This window comes from Cytobacillus oceanisediminis (assembly GCF_003182355.1).
GTDB lineage: Bacteria > Bacillota > Bacilli > Bacillales > Cytobacillaceae > Cytobacillus > Cytobacillus oceanisediminis_A.
On the sequence record NZ_QGTW01000008.1, the window covers coordinates 173248 to 191118 of the forward strand.

Consider the following 17871-nt stretch of genomic DNA (forward strand, 5'->3'; position numbering starts at 1 on the left):
GAACTTTTCTTATGTTTGCAAAAAAGCCAGCTGCTGCACAGCTGGCTTCTTTTTATCTTGAACCTTTTAAAGCTGCAATCGCCTTGGCTCTGTCTGTTTGATTATAAATAGCAGATCCGGCAACCAGGACATTGGCTCCTGCATCGATACATTGCTTGGCTGTTTCTTCGTTTACGCCGCCGTCAACCTCGATTTCAATTTCAAGCCCTTTAGAATCTGCCATCTCCTTAACTGCTGCAATTTTCGAAAGGACGGAAGGAATGAATTTCTGGCCTCCAAAGCCAGGATTAACGGACATCAGCAGAACCATATCGATATCTTCGATGATATGCTCTATTGTATTTACCGGAGTAGCCGGATTTAGGACCACACCTGCTTTTACACCAAAAGACTTTATAAAATGGACGGTTCTGTGCAGGTGACGGGATGCTTCTACATGTACTGTTATATAGTCGGCTCCTGCTTTTGCAAATGCCTCAATATATGCATCCGGGTTTTCAATCATCAGGTGGACATCCAATGGAAGCTTCGTGACTGGACGAATAGCATCCACAATTAAAGGACCAATCGTGATATTGGGAACAAAATGGCCGTCCATCACATCCACATGGATATAATCTGCTCCTCCCCGTTCTACATCCTTTATCTCTTCCCCTAAGTTGGAAAAATCGGCTGATAAAATAGAAGGTGCGATTTTAACCATAAATTAATACCTCGGCTTTCTTTCTTTTATTTCCTGCAAAAACGTTTTGTAATGCTCATATCGATAGGAAGGTATTTCGCCGTTTTCGCTTGCTGTCTTTACTGCGCACTTCGGCTCTGCCATATGAAGGCATCCCCTGAATTTGCATTCCTCGCTTTTCACCTGAATTTCAGGAAAGCAAAAGTTCAGTTCCTCCATTTCAATATCAGTGAAATCCAGAGAACTGAATCCTGGAGTGTCAGCAACAAGCCCCTTGCCTACCTCGATAAGTTCTACATGCCTTGTCGTGTGCTTCCCCCTGCCCAGATGTGAAGATATATCATTGGTTTTTAGCTCCAAATCTGGCCTTAACACATTTAACAGAGAGGATTTTCCGACACCTGACTGCCCGGCAAACACCGAGATCTCACCTTCCAAATATGGCATAAGGTCCTTGACTCCTTCTTCCGTTTCGGAGGAAGCGAGCAGGACATCATATCCAGCCTGGCGGTAATCTGCTGCATATTGCTGAATCTGTTTATATTCCTTTTGATTTGTCAGGTCAATTTTTGTAATACAAATAATTGGCTTAATATGGTTATATTCAACCAGGACAAGGAACCGATCCAAAAGCGTTGTGCTAAACCCGGGCTCCACTGCGGAAAATACAAGAATAGCCTGGTCCACATTTGCAATCGGAGGCCGGATCAGTTCATTTTTCCGGTCCTTCACTTCCAGAATATAACCTTCGGTATTATTCTCGGCCTGGAAAACCACTTCATCACCGACGAGCGGGGTTACCTTATTTTTGCGGAAAACGCCGCGTCCGCGGCACTGGATCGTTTCATCACCGCTTAACACATAATAAAACCCGCTTAAGGCTTTAATAATTTTGCCCTCAGGCATAGCAACACTCCTTACTTAAGATTCTTCAGGATAAGGTACTTCATTTTGTTCATAAACCTGGCCATCTATTTGTACTTTATAGAAGCCATTTTGTTCCGGAGCAATAGTCATATCTATAGTTATGATTGTATCTTCCTCAATAAACTGATCCACTGCCGGTGCATCCCCAGTATTATTCATATCCCTAAAAAATATTTGAACATGCTGAGGCTCTCCCTCTACAGCAGGCTGGTATGGGACGTTTATATCCACATTCACCGTTTTTGGCGGGAGTTCTTCTTTACCTTTTGAAAGTACCACAGTAACCTTTTGGCCTCTTGTCAGGTTTGTTCCAGGTGCAGGATCTTGTTTTATAACCAGACCTTCTGGTACTTCATCATGGTACTCAGCTTCGGCATATTCTATTTTTAAGCCTGAAGACTCTTCATATTCCTGGAGGCCTTTTTCATTATATCCCTGTAAATTCTTCAATGAGATTGGAGCAGGGCCCTTGCTGACGGTAAATACCAATTCTGTTTCCTCAGGCACGACTAGATCGCCTTTTGAAAAGTTTTGGTCGAGGATGGTGCCTGCCGGCTCGCTTTCATTATTTTCTTCGGTCTTTTCTATGCTTTTAAAATTTTTGCCTTCAAGCAATCGAACCACTTCATCAAATTCGCGGCCCTGGTAGTCGGATAGTTCAAACTTTTCCTTGCCAGTGCTTTCATAGATGTCTATGGAGGTTCCTTCTTTAACGGTTCTACCAGCTTTCGGATCCGTTTTAACCACAAATCCTTCTTCTATTTCAGGGTCGCTGATCGGAATGGATTCATTGACGGTAAACCCTGCAGCAACAAGCTCTGCTACGGCATCTTCCACTTCTTTTCCAGATACATCGGGAACCTGGACATCCTTCGGCTCCAGGAGGTCTGGAAGAACAGTTACTGCCAGAACCCCTAATACAATAAGTGTCAGGAACATTGATACCAAAATGATCGGCCATTTCTTTTTCTTTTTCTTTTTTTCCGGCTTTTGCTTGGCAACCGGCTGGGTATCAGCCTTGGGATCTTTTGCGTGGACAAGCGTCTCATCCATATTTTGATATGGCCTGTCATCTGTAATGACAGGGATTGCTTTAGTGGCGTCATCATCAATCGGAGCCATAAATTTTTCTTCATGGAGCCGCTCTGGATCCAGCGCAGTTCTTATATCCTCTTCCATATCATCCACCGTATCATACCGGTGGAAAGGATCTTTGGCCGTTGCTTTTAAAACAATATTTTCGACGCTCTGCGGTATAGACGGATTCCACCTTTTTAGTGATGGTGTCTCCGATTGCAGATGCTTTAGGGCAATCGACACAGCAGATTCACCTGAAAAAGGCAACCTGCCAGTCAGCAGCTCGAACATTACAATTCCAAGGGAGTAGATATCCGACTTTCTGTTTGCCATTCCTCCCCTTGCCTGTTCAGGAGAAAGGTAATGAACAGATCCCAAAACAGAATTGGTCTGGGTTATACTTGTAGCACTTAAAGCCATTGCAATGCCAAAATCTGTGATTTTAACATTTCCATGCCTGTCTACTAAAATATTATGCGGTTTAATATCCCGGTGGATAATATGGTTTTGGTGGGCATGAGATATAGCGGAAGTGAGCTGTTTCATAATCTCCAGCGCTTCATCAATTCGCACCGGGCTGTTTTGCTGTATGTATTGCTTTAAGGTTTGTCCATCTACATATTCCATCACAATATAATAGATCGAATCCTCTTCGCCAACATCATAAATATTTACTATATTCGGGTGGGCTAAGCTGGTAGCAGATTGGGCTTCACGATGAAAACGGCGGATAAATTCTTCATCTTCGGCAAAGTCCAGCCGGAGTACTTTGACGGCTACATCGCGGTCAAGAATCATATCATGGGCCAGGTAGACATTTGCCATGCCCCCTCCGCCAATCATATCGAGAATTTTATAGCGGCCGCTTATTCTTCTGCCTTTAATCATTTTTTATCACCCGCTCTCACTGCCATCATAAAACTCGACAATCACGAGTGTAATGTTATCCTCGCCGCCATTATTGTTAGCCTGTTCGATAAGCACTGTGGCTTTTTCCTCAAGATTTCGTCCACTCTTGAGAATTTCGTCCATTTCCGATACTGTGACCTTGTTGGATAGGCCGTCAGAGCATAGCAATAATAAGTCGCCTTCTTCAAAAGTGATGGTTTTGATATCCATTTCAACCGATGATTCCGTTCCCAATGCCCTGAGAAGGACATTTTTTCTTGGGTGATGCTCGGCATCCTCCTTTGTAATTTGCCCTGAACGAACAAGTTCGTTCACAAGAGAATGATCTTCCGTCAGCTGCTGGAAACCTAATTCGTTTAGGATATAGCAGCGGCTATCCCCTATATTGGCAATGGTTGAGAAACGGTCCGTACAGATAGCCGCAACAATGGTTGTACCCATCCCCTCACACTCTGCGTTCTCATTCGAATGTTCAAAAAGGATTTTGTTCACCTGGTCAATATGCTGCCTCAGCCAATCTTCGGCTTGTTCAGCTGTTTGGATTTCTTCCGATTGTTCCCAGAACCCCTTTAGACTGGTTAAGGTCATTTCACTGGCAACATCGCCAGCGCGGTGGCCGCCCATGCCATCTGCGACGATGGCAAGGCGCTGCCCGCTGCTGTTCATAAAGATGCCGCCATTATCTTCATTATGCTGTCTGACTTTCCCACGGTCTGTCATAAAAACAGCTCTCATTAATGTCACCTCGTCTCCTCTTTTCGCTCCTTTGCACGAAGTTGTCCACATGCTGCATCTATATCATGACCGTGCTCGCGGCGAATCGTTACATTAACGCCATGTTTCTTTAATGTTTTTTCAAACGCAAAGATTTGATCCTTTGGTGTTCGCACATAATCCCTTTCAGGCACATAGTTTACCGGAATCAGATTGACATGGCACTTAACATCCTTGATGAGTTTTGCCAGTTCCTCTGCGTGCTCAACCTGGTCATTGACACCACCGAATAAACCATATTCGAAGCTGACACGCCTTCCTGTCTTATTAATATAATACCTGATGGATTCCATAAGATCAGGTAACTTATAAGCCCGGTTTATCGGCATCAGGCGGCTTCTGATTTCTGTATTCGGGGCATGGAGGGATATAGCAAAGTTGATCTGCATATTCTCATCCGCAAATTTATAAATTTTAGGGATGATGCCGCTTGTGGAAACAGTAATATGGCGCGCACCGATATTAAGGCCTTTGTCATGGTTGATGATTTTTAAGAACGAAAGCATATGATCATAGTTATCAAAAGGCTCGCCGATTCCCATTATTACAACCGAGCTGACACGTTCATTTGTTTCATCGAGTGCCTGTTGTACTTTTACGACCTGGGCAACGATTTCTCCTGCTTCCAGGTTGCGTTTTAATCCGCCTAATGTGGAAGCGCAGAAAGTACAGCCGATTCGGCAGCCTACTTGAGTTGTAACACATACAGAATTTCCATAATCATGCCTCATCAGCACGGTTTCTATCGAATACCCATCGTGAAGTTCAAAAAGAAATTTGATTGTTCCGTCAGCTGATTCCTGCTGGATAATGGTTTTGAGAGTTGTCAAAGAAAAATTCTCAGACAATAAATCCCTTAATCCTTTTGACAAGTTTGTCATTTCTTCAAAGGATGAGACTCTTTTTATATATAGCCAATCAAATATTTGTTCCGCACGGAAAGCTTTCTCATTATTTTCTTTAAGCCAGTTCTTCAACTCATGAAGCTGTAAAGTGTAAATGGATGGCTTTTGTTCGGCTGTTGCTGTTTTCTCAGTTGCTGTTTGTTCCATTTATTGCACCTTCTTTCTCAGACAGGCAATGTAAAACCCATCCGAACCTATATCTTGCGGCAAAATTTGCAGTTCATATCCGTCTATAAACGGAGCAATAGCTTTGGGTATTCGCTCCTGCACTGATATATCTCCTTCAAAGTCCGCATTTTCATTTAAAAATGACTGTACGACATGCTGGTTTTCTTCCTTGTCAACTGTACACGTACTATAAACTAGAATACCACCTTTTTTCAGCAAAGGCGAAACCGCAGCCAATAGATTTCCCTGAACCTCATGAAGATGGTATAAATCCTCTTCCTTTTTCGTGTATTTCATATCAGGTTTTCTTCTCATAACACCAAGGCCCGAACATGGAGCATCCACTAAAATCCGGTCAAAAGATTCTTTTTCATAATGCTCTTGCACTTTCCTGCTGTCAAGTGCATTTGTCTTTATGTTGGATAATCCCAGTCTCATGGCATTATCATTAATCAGCTTAACCTTATGCTCGTGAAGATCCAGCGAGATAACCTGTCCAGTATTTTGCAGCTTTTCCGCAATATGCGTTGATTTACCGCCAGGAGCAGCGCAGGCATCCAATATGGTTTCATTCTGATTTCCGCCAAGCGCATAGGCAACGAGCATGGAGCTCTCGTCCTGTATCGTTATCAGCCCTTTTTTAAAGGCCTGGGAGTTTGCCAAATTACCTCTCAAGCACTTAATGGCTACAGGAATAAACGGGCTCGCTTCCGCCTCATAGCCCTCTTCCTCAAGAAGCGATAAGCATTCCTCTCTTGAGGCCTTAACCTCATTGACCCTTGCAGTCTGCAGGGGCGCAGTCAAATTGATTTCGCACATTTTCTTCGTCTCTTCATAGCCAAGCTGATCAACCCATCTTCTTACGAGCCACAAGGGATGGCTGGTTTCAATGGAAAGCCGCTCTACCGGATCCTCAATTTGTTCAAGAGATGGCAGCCCTTGCCTTTGAATATTTCTCAGCACACCGTTAACCATGCCGGAAATTCCTTTATGTCCCTTCCGCTTGGCAATTTCCACTGCCTCGAAAATAGCTGCACGGTCAGGGATCTTATCCAGGTAAACCATCTGATAAAGGGTCACCCTTAACAGCTGCTTAACCCAGCTCTCGACTTTTTTATTTCCTTTTAAAAAGGGGTTCAAAAAGAAATCAAGGGTCATCCGGCGCTGAAGCGTGCCATAAGTTAATTCTGTAAGAAGTCCAATATCTTTCTGGCTGATTTCATTCTTTTTTATGGCGTTATTCAGCAAAAGATTGCTGTAGGACTGATTTTTTTCAATGGTTTCAAGCAGTTCTAATGCAGTTTCCCTGACATTTTTAGTCTTGTTATTCTTCATTCGCTCTCTCCCAGGCGGCCACCGGCGGAAAGATGGGAGCCTCCCCCTCTTAAAAATTGTTCTGCAGGCATCTTTCTCTTGCCCGAAGGCTGCAGCTCTGTTATTTTGATAGCTGTATCATTTCCGGTTGCAACTACTAACCCATCTTCTTCTAGCCGGATGATCGTCCCAGGTGCCTCGCTGCCTGCTAATTTAGTCTTTTCTGAACCCCAAACTTTAATCACTTTGCCATCAAATGTTGTATAAGCAACTGGCCATGGGTTCAAACCCCTGATATGATTGTAAATTTCCTCTCCAGTTTTGCTCCAGTCGATTTTTTCCTGCTGACGTTTAATGTTATAAGCGAAAGTGGCTTCCTCATCATTTTGCTTTATAGGTGTCAGCTCGCCTTTCAGCAGCTTTGGCAATGTTTCAGACAAAAGCTTTGAACCAGCTGCGCTTAATTTATCATGCAGGGTGCCTACTGTATCTGTCTCAGTAATAGGCACTTCCTCCTGTGTTAAAATATCGCCTGCGTCAAGCTTCTCAGCCATATACATGATTGTAATGCCCGTCTTATTCTTTCCCTGTAAAATGGAATAGTGGATCGGTGCCCCGCCGCGCAGTTCTGGAAGAAGCGAAGCGTGGACATTGATGCAGCCATGTTTTGGCGCTTCCAAAAGCTCTTTCGGCAAAATTTGGCCAAAAGCAGCAGTCACAATCAAATCAGGCTTAAGCGATAGAATTTTTTCCAGTTCCTCAGGCTGGCGGATTTTCTCAGGCTGGTACACAGGTATGCCCTGCTTTTGAGCTTCCACTTTGACAGGCGGAGGAGTGAGGACTTTCTTTCTTCCCACGGGCCTGTCAGGCTGGGTAACGACTCCAATCACATCATAGCCATCCTTTATTATTTGCTGCAATACCGGTACAGAAAAATCGGGTGTTCCCATAAATACAATCTTTGTCATTCAGCTTCCAATCCTTCCAACTCTTCTTCATTCAAATACTTGGTCACTTTTGATGTAAATAAAACTCCGTGCAAATGATCAATTTCATGCAGGATCGCTCTTGCCAGAAAGTCTTCAGCTTCAAGCGTATAGAATTTCCCTTTGCGGTCCTGGGCCTTTATTTTTACATAATCAGGCCTCGTAACTTCACCATATAAACCTGGAAAGCTTAAGCATCCTTCAGGTCCTGTCTGATTTCCGTCTGTTTCAAGAACTTCCGGATTAATCATCTCGATAGTGCCAAATTCATCATCTATATCAACGATGGCTATTTGCTTGCCAAGGCCGATTTGCGGAGCAGCCAGCCCGACACCGTCAAATTCAATCATCGTATCGTACATATCATTTAATAATTTGCCCAGCTTTTTATCAAAAACCTGTACAGGTTCGCATTCTGCCTCCAGGATTTCAGCCGGGTACGTTACTATTTTTTTAACCGCCAAAACATTTCCTCCATTTTTATCTATTTTCAACCATTTTTTGATTAATCATAACCGGATTTCCCAGCATAAATATTTACATTAAAATATATGGATTCAAGTCCACTGAAATGGCAAGGCCTCCTGCAGCAATTTCATGCTGATAATTATCAAGGACCTTTTTCAGTGCCTGACCAAGCTCAGGTTCCCGCTTGTATTTTATCAGACATTGATAGCGATATCTATTATTGATCCGCGGAATTGGCGATGCAACCGGGCCAAGTACAATGCTTTCCGCCGATAGGCGCGACTGAATATACTGTGTTATTTTTTCAGTTACGGAAACGGCCATCATTAATTCTTCATGGCTGACGGTAACAAGGGAGATATAGTAGAAAGGAGGGTATCTATGAATTTTACGGACCATCATTTCCCTTTCATAGAACTTATCGTAATCCTGCTCTCCTGCAAGCTCGACACTGTAATGTTCAGGTGTATAGGTTTGGATAATAACCTCACCCTCAAGCTCATGCCTCCCTGCGCGCCCGCTGACCTGGGTCAAAAGCTGGAAGGTTTTTTCCGAAGAACGAAAATCAGGCAGATGGAGCATTGTATCGGCTGAGAGCACACCTACTAAGGTAATATTGGGAAAATCAAGGCCCTTTGCAATCATTTGCGTACCAAGGAGAATATCCGCATGACCTTCCTGAAATTGGTCCAACAGCTTTTCATGGGATCCCTTTCTGCTGGTAGTGTCCACATCCATCCTGATGACCTTCGCTTCCGGCAAAACCTTTGCCAGCTCTTCTTCAACCTTCTGTGTCCCGGTTCCAAAATAACGGATATGTTCACTTTCACATTCCGGGCATGTATTTGGGACTGATGCTTCATACCCGCAATAATGACATTTCATTTGCTGGTTAAACCGGTGATAAGTTAAGGAGATGTCACAGTGCGGACAATTAATGACATAGCCGCAATCCCTGCACATAACAAAAGAAGAGTGCCCTCTTTTATTGAGAAATAATACAATCTGTTCCTTCTTTTCCAGCCGGTCTTTTATTTTATCAAGGAGCACCCTGGAGAACATGGAACGATTGCCTTCCCGGAGCTCTTCTCTCATGTCAACGATTTCAACTGACGGCAAAGACTGGTTATTCATCCTTTTAGGCAGGGACAGGAGCTGATATACTCCTTTGTGGGCTCTTGCAAACGATTCAAGCGAAGGAGTTGCACTGCCTAGAACGACTGGACATTTATACTTTCCAGCCCTTTCGATCGCCACATCCCTTGCATGGTACCTTGGGTTTTCCTCCTGTTTGTAGCTTGTCTCGTGCTCTTCATCAATAATGACAATCCCCAGGTTTTCAAAAGGAGCAAAGATTGCGGATCGCGCTCCGACAACCACCTTTACTTCCTTCCTTTGAATCTTTCTCCATTCATCATACTTTTCCCCTGCAGAAAGGCCGCTGTGCATAACGGCAACCTGATCGCCGAATCTTCCTTTAAAGCGATTAACCATTTGCGGAGTTAACGAAATTTCGGGAACCAGGACAATCGCTTCTTTTCCGTCCTGAAGAACCCTTTGAATCGATTGAAGATATACCTCTGTTTTGCCGCTACCTGTCACTCCATACAGCAAAAACGTTTCATGCCTTTTTTCCTCTATGGAATTCAGGATGGGGATAATTGCTTTTCTCTGCTCTTCGGTTAAGGGCAGTGGTTCTGTTCTTTTAAACTCCCGGTCCCCAAAAGGATTGCGATAAATCTCCACTTCTTTTTGACCAAGCAACCCTTTTTGAATGAGCCCTTTTATTGTTGACGAGGTTATTCCTAGGAAGGAGAATAGCTCTTTTTGTTCGACCGGACTGTCATCCTGAAGGAAGTATTCAAGCACCTCTTTTTGCTTGGTTGCATTAGCAGGCAGCTTTTCAATGTATTCCCCAAGGACATTTCGGTCTGCGGCGGGAAATACCTGCTTTACTTTTTTCTTTTTTACACGTTCTTTTACTTGATAGATAATGTCAATATTCCCATTGGAAGCTTCTTTCTGTAAAAGCGACAGAGTTCCATCCTTCACTGCTTCATCCCAGGTGATTGTCTCTGTATTTTCAAAAAGAGTTTGCACCTTTTCGGGAAGCGCCACACGGTCTGCCTTTTCCGCCAATACCAGTTTTTTTTCATATTTTGCCTTAAGGGCAGCTGGCAGCATTGCCTGGTAGGCTGATATTTTATAGCATAGTGTTTTCTGCGTCAGCCAATCTCCCAGAGACAGAAGCTCCTGATTCAGGACAGGATTTAAATCCATTGGTGCTGCAATAGACTTTAATTGACTGAATTCCGATTCTGTTTTCAGGCCCGTTACAAAACCTTGGATCTTCCTTGGTCCGAATGGAACGATGACCCTCATGCCAGGCTGAATTACACCTGCCAAATGGTCAGGTATTTTATAGTCAAACGCTCGGTCTGTCTGCTTGGCAGGTACATCAACAATTACACTGGCAATATTCATTTCTGCTCATCCTTTAGTAAAATCGCAGCTTCCTCAAGAATTTTTGCAGCAACATCTTTTTTGCTCATAAGAGGGAGCTCTTCTGAGGTTCCATCTTTTTTAAACAAGGTAACAATATTGGTGTCTGTCCCAAAGCCGGCACCTTCAGAAGTTACATTATTGGCAACGATCATATCGGCATTTTTCTTCTTCAGCTTGCCTTGTGCATATACATCAACCCGTTCCGTTTCAGCAGCAAAGCCTATTAAAATCTGGCCCTTCTTTTTCTGCCCGAGTTCAAACAATATATCTTTTGTTCTTTCAAGCTCCAATACTTCGTCTCCAGGCTGCTTCTTCATTTTTTGACTATAGCTCACTTTAGGACGATAATCGGAAACAGCAGCTGTTTTTATAACAATATCGGCATTTCCGTATTCTTCCATAGCGGCGTGATACATTTCTTCGGCGCTTTCAACTTTTATAAGCTTTAGGCCAGCTGGGGCTTTAATGGACACAGGTCCGGAAATTAAAGTTACTTCTGCACCTGCAGCAACTGCTTCTTCTGCAATCGCATAGCCCATTTTTCCCGAAGAATGGTTGGTGATGTATCGGACCGGATCAATTTTCTCCCTCGTTGGGCCTGCTGTAATCACAATTTTTCTGCCTGCAAGATCTTGTTTGGGCTTGCTGAAAAACAGGCTGATCGTCTCTGTAATCTTCTCAGGCTCTTCCAATCTGCCTTTGCCAACGTACCCGCAGGCAAGATAACCTTCAGAAGGTTCGATAAACCTGCAGCCAAAGCTATATAACGTTTCAATATTTTTCTGGACTGCCGGATGGCTATACATATGTACATTCATTGCAGGAGCAATCCAAATAGGCGATGTTGCAGCCAATAAGGTTGTTGTGATCATGTTATCCGCTATTCCGTTCGCCAGCTTTCCAATCACATTAGCTGTGGCCGGAGCAACAAGAATCAAATCTGCCCAGTCCGCCAAATCAATATGGGCAATCACCTTTGAATCTTTTTCATCAAAGGTGTCAGTATAAACATCGTTTCTTGACAAAGCCTGAAATGTTAGGGGAGCCACAAATTTTGCGGCAGAGTCACTTAATATAACTTTTACATTAGCTCCCGCCTGGGTAAGCTTGCTCGTCAATGCTGCTGCTTTATAAACAGCAATTCCCCCCGTAACGCATAGTAATATTTTTTTGCCTGTCAGCATTATTAGACCCCACCAATCTTAGCTAAAATAATCATATTTATTCAAAGGCCTGACGCTTCCTTGAAAAAGCTTTATAAAATGCTATTTTCTTTAAATGGTCAGTGCCGGACGTGTGATTGTATTTGTTGGCAAGAAAATGCCACGCTAGTTTTATTATGCAAGAAGTTCAGTCATTTTTCATCTATTAAAACCGAAGACCTTTAGTTAATGGAATTCTTTTCAATTTGCCTGTTGATTTCCGCGCAAACAGCTCAGCGGACCGGTGGGTGACCCAAGAGCCTCCTTAAGCATTAAGCCCGCGGGGTCTCCCTTTGATTCCCACTCCCGCAGGACATTAATTAAGCATCCATGAATAAACTCCGCACGAAGAAAATGCGAAAGCATTTGCGGGGATCCCGCGTATTCCGTTTCAATCAACAAAGTCCAAAATCAACATAAAGCTATACAAAGCTTAATAATTAAAAGAAATAAAAATAACAACCTTTTTGAAAGGTTGTTATTCAGCGATTTTACTCGTATGATTCATTAGCCTTTTTCTCGCCCAGACGGTAATGAAGCTGGTCTGCATGGATTTCTTCCAGGGCTTTGCCGACATTTTTATGTGATTTATAGCTTTCAAGCTGCAGCCTTGCGTTTAATTGCAGCTTACGTGCACGTTTGGCAGCAACGGAAACAAGTGAATATTTGGAATCAATCTTAGTCATTAAAGAATCAATAGAAGGATAAAGCATCTTTAATCAGCCTCCAGCATCTTTTTATATTTCGGTTCTACACGTTCCCTGCGGCAGTGTTCAGCTACCACAATGGATTTAATTCTCTCGCAGGCAAGGTCAATTTGATCATTTTCCACCACATAATCGTAGAGGTTCATCATTTCAATTTCTTCTTTTGCCACACTCATGCGATTGTTAATAATATCTTCCGTCTCTGTCCCTCTTGTGACAATACGGTTCTTAAGCTCTGATAAACTTGGAGGCACAAGGAAAATAAACAACCCATCAGGGAATTTCTCACGGACCTGGCGGGCTCCTTGAACTTCTATTTCCAGGAATACGTCTTTACCGCGGTCCAGAGTCTCTCTTACATAATCTACCGGCGTACCGTAATAATTCCCTACAAACTCGGCATATTCAAGCAGTTTGTCCTGACGGATCAGTTCTTCAAATTCCTCACGGGTTTTGAAAAAATAATCAACCCCGTTTACTTCTCCCTCTCTTGGCGCTCTCGTTGTCATTGAAATAGAATACTCAAACGAGGTATCAGGCTGTGAAAATATTTCTTTTCTAACAGTTCCTTTTCCTACACCTGAGGGTCCGGATAGAACTATTAATAACCCTTTTTCTTTCATTTAAACAATCCTACCCTTCCTCAATAATTTCATCACGGTCGTTTAATCGGTGCGCGACAGTTTCCGGCTGGACCGCAGACAATATGACGTGGTCACTATCCATTACGATAACTGCCCGGGTCCGTCTCCCGTATGTCGCATCAATTAAAGAGCCCCGGTCACGCGCGTCCTGAATAATCCGTTTGATTGGGGCAGATTCGGGACTAACTATAGATATTATCCGGTTGGCAGAAACGATATTGCCAAAGCCGATATTGATCAGTTTAATTGACATTTGGGTCCTCCAATCATCAGTTATTTATTTTGACCCCCAGAGCCGCAATCTAAACAACTGCTATTCAATATTTTGAATTTGTTCCTTCATTTTTTCTAATAGACTCTTTATTTCAACCACTTCTGCAGCTATCGCCGCGTCATTCGCCTTGGAACCAATCGTATTCGCTTCCCTGTTCATCTCCTGCAAAATGAAATCGAGCTTCCTTCCAACTGGTTCTGTAAGCTGAAGCGTTTTTTCAAATTGGCCAATATGGCTTTGCAGCCTTGTCACTTCCTCATTAATATCCGCTTTATCAGCAAACACCGCAACCTCTGTTAATATCCGCGGCTCATCAATCTGGCCATCCAGATAATCCTTTATACGCTTTTCCAATCTTTCCCGGTATTGCTGAACTACTTTTGGAGAGAACTCGCGCAGCAGGAGTACTCTTTTGCTTAATAGACTAAGATGGCTGCGGACATCTTTTTCCATCTCAAGCCCCTCAGCTTGCCGCATCTGAGTTAAATGCAAGCATGCTTCCTCAGCTGCTGAAAGGACATGCTGGCTCAATTCCTCATTGCCAGCATCCTTTTCTTCTACGCCAATCAGCTCTTCCCGAATAAGGTCCTGGATAGAGAGATCATTTTGGATATTGTACTTTGTTTTAATTGCAGTTATGTATTGATAATATTCATCTAAAAGTTCCCAGTCAACATTTACTTTTCGGCTGGCCAAACCATCGCCCTCAATTGTGACATAAACTTCTATTCTTCCTCTTTTAATATGCTCACCAAGCTTTTTCTTAATTTTATCTTCCATGTGCATCAGCTGCCTGGGCATACGCATATGAAACTCGGAAAAACGATGGTTTACAGTCCTAATTTCGACAGTAATGGAAAATTGCCCGGAATCTTTCTTGCTTCTGCCAAAGCCAGTCATACTTACAACCATTTTCTTACACTTCCTTTTGGAAAAAGCACAGCTTTTAAAAGAAGCTATCGTCTGAACAGTTCACCCTTCAAAAAAGAACAACAGACTTAGCTCACTTTGAAGACTGTGCAATCTATGGATAAAGATATAGTAATTTAATGGGGATTATAACTTGCAGTTATTTTTGCGCAAAAAAGAAAGGTAATAGAGTTCAGCTCTACTACCTTAAGGATTATAACATATTTTATTTTGTTTTTCTTGCCAAAAATGTACCGGCAAGCAAAAATGTTGGAATAGCCGACAGTCCGGTGATCATAAACCAGTCGCGCAGTTCAATCGGAACTGTGTGGAAGATAGGCTGCAGCGGCGGATAGTAAATAACAACGAGCACTAAAAGGAGGGATGAGATAACTGCCCACACCAAATACTTATTGCCGAAAGGATTCCTTGAAAAGACCGATTTTTCACTCCGGCAATCAAACACATGGATCAGCTGTGCCATAACCAAAGTGGCAAAAGCAACAGTCTGGGCATATGCCAGATGGTCAGGGTGTGCTTTATAGGCAAAAATAAACGCAAGCAATGTGACAAGACCGATTAAAAATCCTCTCGATACAACCTTCCAGCCCAGCCCCCTGGAGAAAACTCCTTCCTTTGGGCTTCTCGGTTTTCGTTTCATCACATTCTCTTCCGGCTGGTCAAGGCCGAGCGCCATCGCCGGCAGACCGTCGGTTACAAGGTTCACCCAGAGAATCTGGATTGGCACTAAAGGCAGCGGAAGCGCAAGCAGCATAGCGAAAAGCATAACCAAAATTTCACCAACATTTGAGGCAAGCAAATATCTGATAAACTTTCGGATGTTTTCGTAAATATTTCTTCCTTCTTTTATGGCGGCTTTTATCGTAGCAAAATTGTCATCAAGGAGAACGAGGGCAGATGCCTCTTTAGCAACGTCTGTTCCGGTAATGCCCATCGAGATGCCGATATCTGCCGCTTTTATCGCAGGAGCATCATTGACTCCGTCCCCGGTCATGGCAACAATATGGCCTCTATTTTGAAGCGCCTTAACAATCTTTAACTTATGCTCCGGTGATACCCTTGCAAAAACGGCCACATCTTCAACCACATCTTCAAGATCTTCGACCGACATCTCGGCAAGGTCTTTACCTTGCAGAACTTTGGATCCCTTTGTTAAAATGCCTAACTGTTTGGCAATCGCCTGGGCTGTAATGACATGGTCGCCAGTAATCATTACCGTTTTAATGCCTGCTTCCTTGCATTCCTTGACAGCTTCCCTGACTTCAGGTCTTGGAGGATCGATCATCCCCTGCAGGCCAATAAAGGTAAGCCCCTGTTCTGCTTCTTTTTCGTCAAGAATGACATTTTTTGAAGGAATTTCTTTATAGCCAATCGCAATAGTTCTTAAAGCTTGAGAAGCCAGTTCCTCAATGGCTCCCTGAATTTTGCCTGTAAGCTCCCTGGATAATATCTGGCGTTTCCCCTCCCAGAGAACCGCTTCACTCTTGCCGGCTAAAACATCAGGCGCACCTTTAGTTACGATAAATTGCCTGCCATTATGGTCCTTAACGACAACACTCATCATTTTCCGGGCAGAATCAAAGGGAAACTCATTAATGATCCGGAACTGATTTAACAAACTGCTTCGGTTATAGCCCGCTTTCATAGCAGCTACCAGCAATGCTCCTTCAGTCGGATCCCCTTCAATTACAAATTCATTATTTTTCTGCTGTATTTCCGCATGGTTGCAAAGCATCCCAAACATGAGCATCTGCTGAAGCGCCTTATCATTTTTAGGTTCAATTTGTTTATCATTTCGGTAAAATTGCCCTTGTGGCTCATAGCCGATTCCATCGACTCTCCACTCTTTTCCGCCGCTCCAGAGATGGGTAACAGTCATCTTATTTTGTGTCATCGTTCCAGTTTTATCTGAGCAGATAACGGAAGCACACCCAAGTGTTTCGACTGCCGGAAGTTTGCGGACAATCGCCTTTTTCTTTATCATCCTTTGGACACCAAGTGACAGGGCTACTGTAACTATGGCTGGAAGCCCTTCTGGAATGGCAGCAACTGCCAGTGATACACCCGCAAGGAACATTGTATATAACTCCTGGCCTTGCACCACCCCAGCTACAACAACTAGCACTGTTAGTAAAATTGCGGCAGTAATCAGAATCTTGCCGAGCTGTTCCAGCCTTCGCTGCAATGGCGTAACCATTGTTTCCGCATTTTGCAGCAGGTCAGCAATCTGTCCCATTGCAGTATTCATTCCTGTACCTACTACAACACCCAATCCATTGCCACGGGTCACCATCGTACCCATAAAAGCCATATTTTCCATATCGCCTATTGCCAGATTGGTAGTTTTTAAAGAACCGGTCGATTTCTGGACAGGCAGAGATTCACCTGTTAAAGCGGACTCCTCAATTTCCAGGCTATTCGACTCTATTATTCTCACATCTGCCCCAATTCTGTCACCCGTAGCAAATTTCAGAAGATCGCCGACCACAACTTCTTTCGAAGGGATCTTCTTCCACTGGCCATCCCTAAGCGCAATTACTTGGGGAGCTGATAATTCCTTAAGTGCATGAAGCGACTTTTCTGCTTTCCTCTCCTGGAAAAAACCTAAAAAACCATTTATGACCACAATTGCAATAATTGCTATCGCATCAATATATTCACCAAGCAGCCCTGAAATCAAGGTAGCGGCTAATAAGACAAGGACCATGAAATCTTTAAATTGACTAAAAAATAAGAGCAAAGCCGACTGCTTTTCTCCCTCTTTTAACTCGTTATAGCCATATTGTTTGAGCCGTTTCTTTACATTATCTTCCGTTAAGCCCGCCTTAATATCTGTATTTAATGCTTGCTCGACCTCTCTTTCATTCATTTCATGGAACTTCATCCGGACATCACACTTCCTCCTTTGTGGTTTGAGAAAAGCGGAGAGCGGCTTTGGACATCGGAATTAATTAAATTCTTGCTTGCTAAAATCAAGCATCCATCCTTTCCAGCAGCGCTCACAGCTAAACATTAAAGAGAATCCGCCAGGCGGCAGACCGTCCTGCTTCTTTTGCTAAATTCAAGTGAAGCAGAGTTGTCCAATCTCACTCTAAAGAAAGCTTATTCAGCCCCGTCCAAAAAAATGCTATTATTAATTAGAAAAGCGGAATTGGTTTGTCTATTAAGGGATTACCTGGTAAAATCGCTTCTTTGTAAAGATTAACTAGCATATCTTCCCTTTAGTTTGGGTAGTCGTCATTAATCGGGGGATTATCTGCCTTTTCCGATCCCGGTTCAGATTATGGTCGTTATTCAGTGGGATTAACTACCTTTTTCGCTCCCCGGTTCGGATTATCGTCGTTATTCAGTGGGATTAACTGCCTTTTCCGATCCCGGTTCGGATTATCGTCGCTAATC

At 43.3% G+C, this 17871-nt stretch carries 15 protein-coding genes; all 15 read right to left on the minus strand.

Going from position 1 to position 17871, the window contains the following annotated elements:
* Nucleotides 1–52: 52 nt before the first annotated feature.
* Complete coding sequence (gene rpe, locus DFO73_RS16025) at nt 53–703, minus strand: ribulose-phosphate 3-epimerase (protein ID WP_110065733.1); 651 nt, start codon at nt 701–703, stop codon at nt 53–55.
* Between the two features lie 3 nt (nt 704–706).
* Nucleotides 707–1588, minus strand: a complete 882-nt coding sequence (rsgA, locus tag DFO73_RS16030) for a ribosome small subunit-dependent GTPase A (RefSeq protein ID WP_110065734.1) — start codon at nt 1586–1588, stop codon at nt 707–709.
* A gap of 15 nt (nt 1589–1603) precedes the next feature.
* Nucleotides 1604–3574 (minus strand): Stk1 family PASTA domain-containing Ser/Thr kinase, encoded by a 1971-nt coding sequence (gene pknB / locus DFO73_RS16035; protein WP_110065735.1) that lies wholly within the window; start codon nt 3572–3574, stop codon nt 1604–1606.
* 6 nt (nt 3575–3580) lie between these two features.
* Nucleotides 3581–4330: a Stp1/IreP family PP2C-type Ser/Thr phosphatase gene (locus tag DFO73_RS16040; RefSeq protein WP_110065811.1), complete on the minus strand. Its 750-nt coding sequence runs from the start codon at nt 4328–4330 to the stop codon at nt 3581–3583.
* Between the two features lie 5 nt (nt 4331–4335).
* A complete protein-coding gene (rlmN, locus tag DFO73_RS16045) occupies nt 4336–5421 on the minus strand; it encodes a 23S rRNA (adenine(2503)-C(2))-methyltransferase RlmN (protein WP_110065736.1) in 1086 nt (361 codons plus the stop codon).
* On the minus strand, nt 5422–6777 hold the full coding sequence (rsmB, locus tag DFO73_RS16050; protein ID WP_110065737.1) for a 16S rRNA (cytosine(967)-C(5))-methyltransferase RsmB: 1356 nt from the start codon (nt 6775–6777) through the stop codon (nt 5422–5424).
* Nucleotides 6774–7724 (minus strand): methionyl-tRNA formyltransferase, encoded by a 951-nt coding sequence (fmt, locus tag DFO73_RS16055; protein ID WP_110065738.1) that lies wholly within the window; start codon nt 7722–7724, stop codon nt 6774–6776. Before fmt ends, rsmB begins: the two co-directional genes overlap by 4 nt.
* Nucleotides 7721–8206 carry a peptide deformylase gene (def, locus tag DFO73_RS16060; protein WP_110065739.1) on the minus strand — a complete coding sequence of 162 codons (486 nt, stop codon included), beginning with the start codon at nt 8204–8206 and terminating at the stop codon, nt 7721–7723. Before def ends, fmt begins: the two co-directional genes overlap by 4 nt.
* Nucleotides 8207–8279: 73 nt before the next feature.
* A complete protein-coding gene (gene priA / locus DFO73_RS16065; protein ID WP_110065740.1) occupies nt 8280–10694 on the minus strand; it encodes a primosomal protein N' in 2415 nt (804 codons plus the stop codon).
* A complete protein-coding gene (gene coaBC / locus DFO73_RS16070; RefSeq protein WP_110065741.1) occupies nt 10691–11899 on the minus strand; it encodes a bifunctional phosphopantothenoylcysteine decarboxylase/phosphopantothenate--cysteine ligase CoaBC in 1209 nt (402 codons plus the stop codon). The genes priA and coaBC overlap by 4 nt, the downstream gene beginning before the upstream one ends.
* 509 nt (nt 11900–12408) lie before the next feature.
* Nucleotides 12409–12630 (minus strand): DNA-directed RNA polymerase subunit omega, encoded by a 222-nt coding sequence (gene rpoZ / locus DFO73_RS16075; RefSeq protein WP_110065742.1) that lies wholly within the window; start codon nt 12628–12630, stop codon nt 12409–12411.
* Between the two features lie 2 nt (nt 12631–12632).
* On the minus strand, nt 12633–13247 hold the full coding sequence (gene gmk / locus DFO73_RS16080; protein ID WP_110065743.1) for a guanylate kinase: 615 nt from the start codon (nt 13245–13247) through the stop codon (nt 12633–12635).
* A 10-nt stretch (nt 13248–13257) separates the two neighbouring features.
* Nucleotides 13258–13521, minus strand: coding sequence for an extracellular matrix/biofilm regulator RemA (gene remA / locus DFO73_RS16085; protein WP_026585597.1), 264 nt, complete (start codon nt 13519–13521; stop codon nt 13258–13260).
* Nucleotides 13522–13581: 60 nt separating this feature from the next.
* Nucleotides 13582–14454, minus strand: coding sequence for a YicC/YloC family endoribonuclease (locus tag DFO73_RS16090; RefSeq protein WP_110065744.1), 873 nt, complete (start codon nt 14452–14454; stop codon nt 13582–13584).
* Between the two features lie 223 nt (nt 14455–14677).
* Entirely contained in the window at nt 14678–17356 is a 2679-nt protein-coding gene (locus tag DFO73_RS16095) for a calcium-translocating P-type ATPase, SERCA-type (protein WP_110065745.1), read from the minus strand.
* Nucleotides 17357–17871: the final 515 nt, after the last annotated feature.